The 10086-nt window shown below is 57.7% G+C and carries 8 protein-coding genes and 1 pseudogene; all 9 read right to left on the bottom strand.

Going from position 1 to position 10086, the window contains the following annotated elements:
- Positions 1-358: 358 nt before the first annotated feature.
- Complete coding sequence (cas2, locus tag SYN63AY4M2_RS08865) at positions 359-637, bottom strand: CRISPR-associated endonuclease Cas2 (protein WP_099887328.1); 279 nt, start codon at positions 635-637, stop codon at positions 359-361.
- A pseudogene (gene cas1, locus SYN63AY4M2_RS08860) lies at positions 637-1626 on the bottom strand (CRISPR-associated endonuclease Cas1). Before cas1 ends, cas2 begins: the two are co-directional and overlap by 1 nt.
- On the bottom strand, positions 1626-1925 hold the full coding sequence (gene csx18, locus SYN63AY4M2_RS08855; protein ID WP_099887327.1) for a CRISPR-associated protein Csx18: 300 nt from the start codon (positions 1923-1925) through the stop codon (positions 1626-1628). The pseudogene cas1 and the gene csx18 overlap by 1 nt, the downstream one beginning before the upstream one ends.
- Before the next feature lie 29 nt (positions 1926-1954).
- Entirely contained in the window at positions 1955-3925 is a 1971-nt protein-coding gene (locus tag SYN63AY4M2_RS08850; protein WP_099887326.1) for an RAMP superfamily CRISPR-associated protein, read from the bottom strand.
- A gap of 29 nt (positions 3926-3954) precedes the next feature.
- Complete coding sequence (locus tag SYN63AY4M2_RS08845; protein WP_099812779.1) at positions 3955-4596, bottom strand: Uma2 family endonuclease; 642 nt, start codon at positions 4594-4596, stop codon at positions 3955-3957.
- Positions 4596-4988, bottom strand: a complete 393-nt coding sequence (locus tag SYN63AY4M2_RS08840; RefSeq protein WP_099884683.1) for a hypothetical protein — start codon at positions 4986-4988, stop codon at positions 4596-4598. Before SYN63AY4M2_RS08840 ends, SYN63AY4M2_RS08845 begins: the two co-directional genes overlap by 1 nt.
- A 13-nt stretch (positions 4989-5001) precedes the next feature.
- Positions 5002-5772, bottom strand: coding sequence for a type III-B CRISPR module RAMP protein Cmr4 (gene cmr4, locus SYN63AY4M2_RS08835; protein ID WP_099884681.1), 771 nt, complete (start codon positions 5770-5772; stop codon positions 5002-5004).
- A 33-nt stretch (positions 5773-5805) separates the two neighbouring features.
- On the bottom strand, positions 5806-6933 hold the full coding sequence (locus SYN63AY4M2_RS08830; protein WP_099887325.1) for a type III-B CRISPR module-associated protein Cmr3: 1128 nt from the start codon (positions 6931-6933) through the stop codon (positions 5806-5808).
- The gene (gene cas10, locus SYN63AY4M2_RS08825) at positions 6930-9923 is read right to left on the bottom strand and encodes a type III-B CRISPR-associated protein Cas10/Cmr2 (protein WP_099887324.1); all 2994 of its coding nucleotides are present in this window, start codon (positions 9921-9923) and stop codon (positions 6930-6932) included. Before cas10 ends, SYN63AY4M2_RS08830 begins: the two co-directional genes overlap by 4 nt.
- Between the last annotated feature and the right edge of the window lie 163 nt (positions 9924-10086).

Raw genomic sequence — 10086 nt, 5'->3', positions numbered from 1 at the left:
GTTTCCAATTTCTAGGGATCCCCCCGAAGGGGGAACATCGTAACGCCTACCGGACTGTTGCCCTAATTGTTGTTTCCAATTTCTAGGGATCCCCCCGAAGGGGGAACTCTACCCCTATTAAACCCAAGCAGGGCAAGGAATGCAAGACCCATTTGCGAGGGGGTCGGTCGAAGAGGGCAAAAAAGAGCTTGGGAGAGGGGGGTGAGAGGCCTGAAAGCCTTGTGGCGCAAGGCATCGAGCGGGTCAACGAAAGAATCGGCCTTTGCGGGTTTTGGCGAGGCGCTCGCAAAAGCGTTGATACCGTTTTTGTGTGCTTTTGAGAACATCAAGTACTGAAGTGGGTGGAGAGTTGCTTGAGCTAGACAACGATCGAGTGGGGGGGTGCAGTTAAGGGGGGCCCACCCCAGATTTCCACTTGGTCAAGGGCGTGGCTGGTGAGGGGATAGAAGCGGACGCTGTCCTCATCGGGCTTGACCCTTTTCCGGAGCCGTAGCTTGAGCTCCTCGAACTTGTTCTTGTCGAGGACACACTCGAACACGCTGTATTGCACGCGCTTGCCGTAGCCTTCTAGCAGGTCGGCAATTTTCTTGCGGCGCTTATCACAAGGGGTGTCGTAGGTAACGACATAAAGAAACATCAGCGAATCCGGTAAGGCTGATACAGGTCTTGAGGATTATAGACAGAATGCTTAAATTTCTTAACCTGCTGCGTCAGCAAATCCCAGCGGGGTTGATCCCCATCGGGGGTTTGGATGGATCCCTCCATTCTCTGGAGAAAAGCTTTGAGATACTTCTTTCTGCCAGCATCGCTGAGAAAACAGCCCCCATCTCGATACTCGAAGTCTTCTTGGATATCCATAACACCGCTGTTGACCAGCCACAGTACCAGTGAGTCCACAATAGGCGCTCGGAACTCTTCCAGCAAATCGGAAACCAAAGCAGCGTGGCGTTCGCTGCTGGCATGTAGGCAACCTTGATAGGGATCCAAATCTTGCAGCTCAATTAAGGTTAATAGGTGGTTCCAGAGCACCATGTAGCCAAAGCTGAGCATGGCATTCACTGGATTGGTGGGCGGCTGTCGGGTGCGCTTGATCAAAACAAATCCTTTTTGTTGTAAGCAATTGCCCAATTCGGGAAAATACAAAGCTGCGCCGATCCCTTCAATGCCTCGCAATTGATCCAGCGAAGTAGCCTGCAGAGCTTGAGCGGCCAAGTGTTCCAGGCTGCGCAGGGTTAGATCCCTGGTTTCGCTGGGGCGCTGCCTAAGTTGTCGCATCAACAGCACGCGGCCATTGAGGAGCTTAGCTCGCACTATTTAGGCTGCTGTTTGCAGTCTCCATGCTTCAGGGAGCGCCTGTTGCCAATGGGCCAGGCGGCGGTAGCCCCTTTCAATGGGAATGAGGCGACCGTAGCAATAGCCGAGCCGGGAGAGGTAGGCAATGGGGATATTGCGCTTCAAGCACTCCCTCACAACATCGGTAGTCACCTGAGAGCGGCCAAAGATTAAAATTTGCTCCAGCAAGGGCAGAGGCATCTCTTGCAAGAGCGACTCGCCCAAATGAACCAGCACAAACTCTTGCCTGAGGCTTAGCCTGCACCCTTGCTGGGAAACATACAAGGTTCGCATTATTGATCATCTCGACGCAGACTCTCTGAGCCTCGCCTTGGCTCTATGGAAGTGCTGGTCTTGGATTGGCGCTCTTCTGGCAAAACCTCCACGTCAATTTCAGGGCTTGACAAAAGATCCATGACCATCTCTGTTAAGCTTCCAGAAAAGAAGCTGGCAATGGCAACCAAAATAGTGTTGGTAATCACGGCTGCCAGGCCCAAGGGAGCAATGAGCAAAATGGCCAGTGTAATCGAGCCATTGATTACGGCTGTAACAAGGTTTCTGAGAACTTTGGCATTGATCCTCTTTTTGGACATTTTATTCCTCCAGAGATTCTCCAAGATCTCTACTTCAAGGGCCAGATTATTCCAAAATCATCAGCATTTTTCCTGAGCTGTTCAAGATAACTTTTCCTAGGATTCACCGTTGCCCCAAAAACGGTAACCACTTGGTAATCACCCAAATCGGCAATCCAAACCGGAGAGGGCAGAGCACCTCCCTGTACACCCCCGCACAAGAATTTGTCGTACCGGCCTTCATCTTGTCGGCCTAAGCGATGCAAAGTTGCCAGGGCATAGGGTTTGTTGAAATCTTCCTCGCCGCTGCAGACTACGATCCTGCAGTTGGCATCCACCGCTTGCGGCCATTTATCCCTCTGAACCTGGCCAGCACTTCTTGGGCTATCGGGGTTAATGGCCTGCTTGGTTAGAGTCTTGAGAGCGTCAAAGAAGTTGCCCAGGCGCTTTTGGAAAAGCTTCTGAAACCCGGCCACCGACTCCGCCAGCTTCCAAAAGGCATCCTCCGACCTGGGAATTAGGGTAGAGCCGCGCCACCAGGGAGCCCGCTCCCGGTTCTGGCGGGAGTAGCAGGGTCTTCTAGCTCCTTGACCCACACCTCCCAGATGGAACATCATCCAGGTGAGGTTAGTAAAGAGCTTTTCCACCGCCTCTTGATCTTCCTGGGAAGCATAGTTTTGACACTCGCCAGAAAGACTTAAGATGAGGATCCCTTCTTGTCGGCCTGCGGGTCTATTTCTTCCTTCCCGATTGGGCTCTGGCTCCGGCTGAGAGACTTTGCCATTTAGGAGATCTACATGGATCCAGCCGTGTTTTTGCTGGGGAGTGATGGCCCCAAAAAGTTGCCCTTCCCACTCCTGCACCTGATCGACCGGCAAAACTCCCAGGGCAAAGGTGCGGAACCAATAGCGCAGCATATTCTTAAAGGCTACGGGCCGCACTTCGGCGATGGATCGGTTGTCGTAGCGATTCTTATCGGGCCTCCAGTTGACTACCTGCCGCCCGTGAATGAGTTGGCCTTTTAGCTCAAAGGGCAGGCGCAAGAATTCTCCTTGGCTCTTGTCCAGTGATTTCCCTAAGGGGATCAGCCGACCGTAGCCGGTATTCACCTGGGATCCCACCCCTTGCTCCAGCCCTTGGATCAGCCACTCTTTGACTTGATCCAGCATCTCATCGGTGCAGCCGGGGCCTTTGCGCAGGCCAATTAAAAAAGTGGCTTGCTTGAGAGAAAAGAACAAGTTAGGGTTAGGCGAGTAGTCAAGATTTTTTCCATTCCATTTCCAGATACTATTGGCAATATCTACAGCTAGACCCCCCGTTTTAGAATTATCGGGATCCTCTCGCCGTTGGGGCCGAGTGGGTACCGGGTAGGCATCCAAAAAGATAACCTTGCCGGCCCTGTCTTTTTCGTCAGCTTGTAGGTGCCCAAACCAAGGAGCTACGGCTTTGTCTGCTTGCTCCCAAGATAAATTGCGCTCCTGCATCAGCTCTCGAATGGCCTGGGAGCGGGCCACGCCGCACAGGGTGGAGCTGGGAATGTAAGGGATCCCTAAGGGATCGAAAGCGGGGAGCAACATGCTCTCTGGACCCTTGGCCCCACCGACTCGAATTCGCCAGGGACAAGTAACCTGAAAGGTGTCGCTGGCAATGCGTTGGGTGCGCTCATTCAAAACTTTCAGGCGGGCTCCAAGGTTGATCGTTGTTTCCACTTGGTGCGCCAGCTCCGCTTTGGTGCCGTCTTTAGAAGCATCAAGCGGCGCTCGCATCCAGCGCAGATATTCAATAAAGCCAGCGGTGGGATCCGGCCTGGGCGTGGGATCCAAGGGGTGACCCAGCCAAGGCGAGGGCGGAGGATTGTTGCCTCCTCCACCGCGCGGCTGGTTTCCCCCTCCATTGCCTCCTCTAGGAGAATTAGGGCCCCGATTTTCCTGAGGCGGCCGGCGGCTGGGATCCCCTGGCCTGGGGGGACGAGGAAGCGGCTGAGGAGCGTTGCCAGGACGAGTAGGGCGATTGCCAGTCATGGGATCTTCTCCAAAAGTGGGAAACAGCGTTAGGAATTGCCAAGGGTTTGCCGAAATTTGCGCAACATAGCGCTGGTGCCAATTTCTAGGGCGCGTCGAATGAGTTGAGGTACAAGATTGGGGATGTCGAAGTCTGGAAAAAGCCAGCTGCAGCTTGATTCTACGTAGTCTTCTCCCTGCAGAATAAAGATCCGCAAACTTCGCTCACCCAAGATCCAAACTTCCGGCACGCCGATGGCTCTATAGGCCTCGATAAAAGTTCGGGAAGTAACGTCGGACTCGATGGCCAGATCAGGTGGGGGCAACTGATCGACATCGATCCTGCCCTCGCAACCTCGCACCAACTCCAGGTGATTGACATAGAAGCAGGTGTCGGGCTCCACGCCAGCTCTGCCTGGCTTTTTGAGGGTTGTTGAGCCAAAGTCTTCCCAATCTCTCCCCTGAGCATCTAAGAGAGCCTTTACAATGTCACTGGCAATGCGATGAAGGCGCTCGTGTTTGGATAAAGGAGACATGATCTCAAAAGTGCCATCGTAGTAGGCAATGCGAGTGTGGCGATCTTCGCCCAGCTCCTCCAGAATGCTCTCGCAGTCTTGCCAGGTAAGAGAATGAATAACCACTCGGCTGCCTTCTTGCAGGGAAATCGCTTGCAGGGGGATCGCGACGCCCATTACTCTCCTCCTTTAATGTCGTGGTAGATGGCCATAGCCCAAAAGCCGAATTCCTGAGCCAAAGCCAGACCTAGCCCTGTTAAACCTAGATACTCTTCAACTCCCAATTGCATAAGACGATCCAGGCCGTTGGAGTTAGCAATTCCCTTTTGGCCAGAGATCTCTTCTAGGCAATCAAAAAACTCCTTGACTACTTGTTTTTTCCCTTCCTGGTTGAGGGCATCTTCTTCTGCCTTAAGGCGCAGCAGGCCCCAGGTGGAAAGGTAGGTGTAGAGCTCCACAGTCTGGTTTTTCTGCTCCTTAAGCTTTTCTTGGTCTCTGGTTTGAGCCCTTAACTGGCGAAGGGATTCGTAAACGGGCTTGGCCAACGTGCGGGGATCAAAAGTTTCCATAAAGCCTCCTCAACTAGTTCCAAGACAACTCGACAAAGCCCCGGCCTAGGCTCTCTTGGCCGCCAATTTGTAGAAGTTGGTTCTTCTGGAGAAGCTTCTGAAATTGCTCCACTGCTTCTTGGGAACTGCCGTTGGCCTGGGCTGTTACCCCCCAGGTAAAGTACATCAGGCTATCGGGGGGGATGGCCTCTTCGTAGCGAAAGCCGCCTTCTACAACTTTGTGCTCGCTGAGCTTAACTTTTACCTGCCGCCACAGGCTCATTTGAATAAGGGTGGCACAGTGCTGATCCGGCAAGACAAGGACGCGGCTGATGCTGGAAGATTTGACAAAGCTTTGCCAGTTTTCCCACTTTTTCAGGCCATTTTTTAGGATGGCATCCTTAAGGTAGATGGGTCGGTTTGTCTCCAAGTTGGTGCTATAGGGATCCGGCGCATCCAACTTTTGACCACTTAGCCGCAGCCAGCGCTTGAGCAAGAGGGGGCAGCTAATCCAGACTACCCCGTGGCTGAGGGAAGCCACCGGCACCCACAAGAGGGATCCATCCCCAATCCAAATGGAGCCTTGGGTAAGCTGATCCCCTTCCCCAATTTCGTTGCCAAAGAGCTCGAACTTTAACTCTTTCTCGGCCACGCTGGCCCGCAATTTGCCGCGGATGGTGCTGGAAGGAATGTAGGGCAAGTTGGTGTGGGCCTCGCGGGCAATGCCCAAGAGGTTGCCTTCTTGGGTGGTGCCGCCGGTGTGCAGGGGGGTTAACAGGGTGAGATAAACCAGGTGAAAGCTCATAGAAAAACACTCCTTATCCGTCAAAACAGGACTTCAAAAGTTGACCCAAGGCAGCCAGAGCAACTCGCTGTAGCCCAACAGCCGCCAGCGGTGGAAGACGTTGAGCCGGCCATCTTCCAGCTCCGGCTCGTCCTGGGCAAGGGGAGCCGGCTGCTCCAGGTAGTAGACGCTGCCGGGCGGGGCGGCAAAGACTTGCGGAGCCGGTAGGCTGGTCTTGCGCGGCTCTGTTAGGGAGTCCACCCGCAGGCGACCGCTGATGGGAACTGGCTTGCCGGTGGCCACGCTCACCAGAGGACCGGTGAGGGAGTGGGCAGGATGGGGGGTGACCAAGCGCCATTCCCAAGGCCAGGCGCGGCAGAGGGAGCGCCCCTCCACCTTTTTGATGAACACCCCAGGCGTGACGAGGTAGGCCAGGGATCGCTGGCCTTGCCGGAAGGTCTGCCGGGAGAGCTCCTGCAGCGCTTGCCATTGCTCGCCCAGCTTTGGACAGGGGCTTAAGAGGGCGCCGTGGCCTTCTCCTCCCAGCCGCACCACCACTTCTTGCTTCAGAGGCAAGGGATCCCAAGTTTCGCGATCGGGATCCCAGCACTCGATGGAAAGGGCCAGGCTCCAGCCGGGCTGCAGGCGGATGCAGGTTTCCACAAAGTAGCCCTCGGCCTCCCGCACCTGGCGTTTGCCTGCCTGCAGGGTGTTGTGGGGCCGCACCTCCGCCACCCAGGGGGACTTTACTGCCTGCTCCAGATCCCAGCCCTTGCCCTGCAGTGCAGTTTGCACCGCCTGAAAGGGCAGGTAGCCGGCGGCCTTTTGCTTGGAGCTTGGCCGTTCCTCCTCCGGAGCTGCTGCCACCAAAGGGGCGGGCCGGGTGGGATCCCAACGGTAGCCGTCATAGGAATGGCCCTCTTCCAGCCAGGGGATGGGCACCAGCGGGGATCCCTGGTAGAGGTGCAGAGGGCCGGGGAAGTAAAGCTGCTCATCCCAGCAAAGGAAAGGGCCGCATAGGCGCAGGGTTGCCGGCTGGCCCAGGTGAGCCAGAATGGCGCCGGCCAAGGTGTGGCCGCTGGGGGGAAAGCCGCTATTGGCCCAGGCCCGCTCCCCCGGCGCAAAGGGCTTGGCATCGCGAAACATCCACACATCTAGAGGCGATAGCGTGAACCAACTCATCGACCGTTCCTCCCCAAAGTGACGGTGCGGTTGCGCAGCACAAAGGCCGCCAGCTTGAACCAGTTTTTGATGGCCAGATCCCAGGCCCCCGGCTGGGCGGGCAGGCTGTGCTGCCAAAAGTGCTGGATAAATGCGATTAGCTGGGTCTGGAAACGATCCGTCTGCTCGCTTTCGCCGTGGAAGAGATCCCGGCGGCTGCAGAACAGGCGGGCCCAAGCAGGCACCGCTTCCAGGCTGGGGGCTGGGTGCTGCTCCCAGAGCTGGGCGGCGTGTTCAAATAGGGAGCTTTGATCCTGCTTTTGGCCCAACAGCTTCCAGTCAAAATCCAGCAGGTCTTTCCACTTGTCGAAGGTGTCGAACTTGCAGGTGCTCACCAGTTGGTTGCCGTTGGCAAACAGTACCCGCACCTGGGCGCTGTCTTTGGAGCTGCCCTGGGCATAGGCCTGCTCTTTGGCGCCTTGTTCTGCCTCCCAGAGATTCTCCAGGGCAATGGCCAGGGGCACCGAGTGGTGGGCAATCACCACGCCAAAGCTAATACTGGCCAGGGATCCCAGAGTAAAAAGAGGGCGACGGCTGAGGCCAGCCGGCAACTGCGCCTTTTGCCACTGCCAGTAGTCCCCTTCGTTGGCAAACTCGCGCCAGTCGTCTTCGCCGCCGCGGAAACATTGGCGGATGTCCCAGAGCCAGCCATCCCACTCCCAGAGGTTGGTGTAGGCCAAAACGTCGTCTCCGCCGGCGTAGATAAGCCTGCCGGCATAGCGCTGCTCGGTGAGGTAGGGCACCAACTGGCCGGAAAAATCCAACAGAGCCCGGCTGAGGGCGCTGTGGGTGGCCGGGCCCATGCGCTTGCGGCTGGCTTTGACAAACTCGCCGAAGGCGTCCTTGACCTGGTCGAGCTCTCCGGAGTTGATGACCTGGCCAATGGCGTCCTCTTGTTTATCGGCTAGGCGCTGCAGCGGCTGGGGCAGGTAGTCGTAGTAGGGTCGCATCTTCTCGCCACTCAGCCACTTGCCCATGTCGTCCCCGTCGCCGGCGGCCACCACGTACCAACTGGCGGGGTTGATGCTGGGGTAGTAGCGGCTGAGGGTGGCTTCTATCTCCTGGCGGCAGCGCTTCTGGGTTGCCTCGTCTGCTTCCAGGTCCTCCACCAGCCAGCCGGCGTTGAGCAGGCGGGGGTGGTAGCGCAGGTTTTGCTGGTCGGCCCACGGGATCCCCCACTTGCCGCGCATTTCTCGGATGACCTCCCGAATGGCGGGGTGGATGGCCTCAACGGCGCGGCAGGCCTGCTCGAAGTGCTCCAGCTCGCGTCGCCCGTGGGTTTTCAGGTAGCCGGCCACGCCAGCGGTGAGATCTGGGTAGGAAGCGGCGACCTCGTCTTCGTCGAGGGTGGGGAAGAGCTCCGGCAACACCTTGTCTAGGGCCCGCTTAACCGTTTCGGTGGCGTTGAGCTGCTCGCGGCCATCGAAAAGCCCTGCCTGGCGCTGCCAAAGCCGCCGGCTCTCCCCTTCGCTAATCCAGCGATTCCTGGGGGAAGGGTGAACCACCGGCCCTAGGCCAGAGACGGTGCTGCGCGGCCCAAAGGCCACCGGCAACTGCCAATCGCGGGCCTGTTTGCAGGCAGCCTGCAGCCGGCGCGTCGCCTCCACTGCCGCTGCCCACCAGGAGCCTACGTTTAGCCCTGGCTTGTGCTGGCGGCACTGCTGCCTTTCGGGATCCCAGAAGCTGATCCGCAGGAACTTCAGCTCCGGATCGGCAAAAAGCTGCCGCTCTCCTTTGAGGTGGTAGGTGCGGTTTTGGGTGCTGACCCAGGGATCCCGCTCGATGGACTCCTGGGACCTGAGGATGGCGGTGTCTTTAAGCCTTTGCTGGGGGGATCCCAGGGGCGCCGCCGCCCAGTAGATCTGCCACTGGTGCTCCAGCCATCCCCCCCAGGTGGGATCTTCTGGGCGCAACTGCACCAGCCAGCGGCGCTCCAGTTGCAGGTGCTCCAGCGCTCTTTCCGCCAGGTGGCGCCATTCTTCTTTGAGGGTCTGCTGGGCAAACTGCATGGCCGCCTGCAGCCGCTCTTCGGGCAACAGCAAGAGGATCACGTTGGGGAAGCCGGCGGTGAGCAGAGTGTTGGCAGAAGGCTGCGGGATCCACTCGGCAAAGGGGGGGTACTTCTCCAGCAGCCAAGCGTCGATCAAAGGCTGGCCGTAGAGGCTGGGGTAGAGCAGGCAGTCGGGGCCGTATTTCTCCGCCAGGCGCCAGCAAAGCCGCGCCGAGAGGTAGTGCAACAGCCAGGATCCGGCCCAAAAGTCCCGCATCTTGCGGCTGGCTTTGATCAGCTCCTGGATGGGGTTGAAGGTCAAGCTGGCCAAAAAGGGCCGCGTGAACTTGGGCTCGTCGTAGCCGGCCAAACAGCCCGCCAGAGCGGCCACGACGCTAGTGTGGCTCCACAGGGATCCATCGGGCAGCCGCGTTTCTGCCGGCAAAAGCAGGAGGCTTTCATCGCCAAACTCCCGCGCCAGCGCCTGGGGAAAACAGCGCCAGAACCACCAGAACACCTTCTGGATATCCTCCTGTTCTTGCCAAATCCAGTCGGGAACTACCCTTGCTTCCTGCGCCAGCAAGTACTCGGCGCGGGAGCGGGCCTGCTGCAGGGCCCGGTGCTCCTCTTCGGGCAGTTGCCAAAAGCGCTTGCGCCCCGAAAGGAGATGGCTCATCTCTAAGCCCGGCCCCAGGCTCTGGCCGCGATCCGCTAGCTGGTAGTCGATGGCAACGGGCAGGTGGCCAATGGCGGCCCGATCGCTGGCGGAGGCGACCAGATCCGCATCTCCCACCTGTGCCAGAGGGGATCCCTCTGCCTTGGGCGAGATCCACCCCTGCATCGCTGCTAGGTTTGGCCACAGCCCTTCCTTAGCGCGGCCAGAGGCGTCGTGGAGGGCTTTGAGGGCAGGATCATGCAGCAGGCCCCAGAGCTTTGCTTGCCAGTAGTAGTGATAAGACATGGTGTTTTCGCAGGAAAGATAGGAAAGTTAAGAACTGAACGTGCAAGAAACAAAGTAGACAAAACCCCAGCAGCCACCCGATAGCCGGCTGTAGAAGCTACAAAACAAAGTCCACCGATCCCGACCGGCCCTCAGGTTTTTTCAGTATTTCTCCAGGTCAATA

Source organism: Synechococcus sp. 63AY4M2 (genome assembly GCF_002760475.1).
GTDB lineage: Bacteria > Cyanobacteriota > Cyanobacteriia > Thermostichales > Thermostichaceae > Thermostichus.
This window is presented reverse-complemented; position numbering and strand designations above follow the sequence as displayed.

Coding starts and splice junctions, on each gene's coding strand:
- cas10 (WP_099887324.1), bottom strand. CDS start 9,923: ATGTCTTATCACTACTACTGGCAAGCAAAGCTCTGGGGCCTGCTGCAT.
- SYN63AY4M2_RS08850 (WP_099887326.1), bottom strand. CDS start 3,925: ATGACTGGCAATCGCCCTACTCGTCCTGGCAACGCTCCTCAGCCGCTT.
- cmr4 (WP_099884681.1), bottom strand. CDS start 5,772: ATGAGCTTTCACCTGGTTTATCTCACCCTGTTAACCCCCCTGCACACC.
- cas2 (WP_099887328.1), bottom strand. CDS start 637: ATGTTTCTTTATGTCGTTACCTACGACACCCCTTGTGATAAGCGCCGC.
- SYN63AY4M2_RS08845 (WP_099812779.1), bottom strand. CDS start 4,596: ATGGGCGTCGCGATCCCCCTGCAAGCGATTTCCCTGCAAGAAGGCAGC.
- SYN63AY4M2_RS08830 (WP_099887325.1), bottom strand. CDS start 6,933: ATGAGTTGGTTCACGCTATCGCCTCTAGATGTGTGGATGTTTCGCGAT.
- SYN63AY4M2_RS08840 (WP_099884683.1), bottom strand. CDS start 4,988: ATGGAAACTTTTGATCCCCGCACGTTGGCCAAGCCCGTTTACGAATCC.
- csx18 (WP_099887327.1), bottom strand. CDS start 1,925: ATGTCCAAAAAGAGGATCAATGCCAAAGTTCTCAGAAACCTTGTTACA.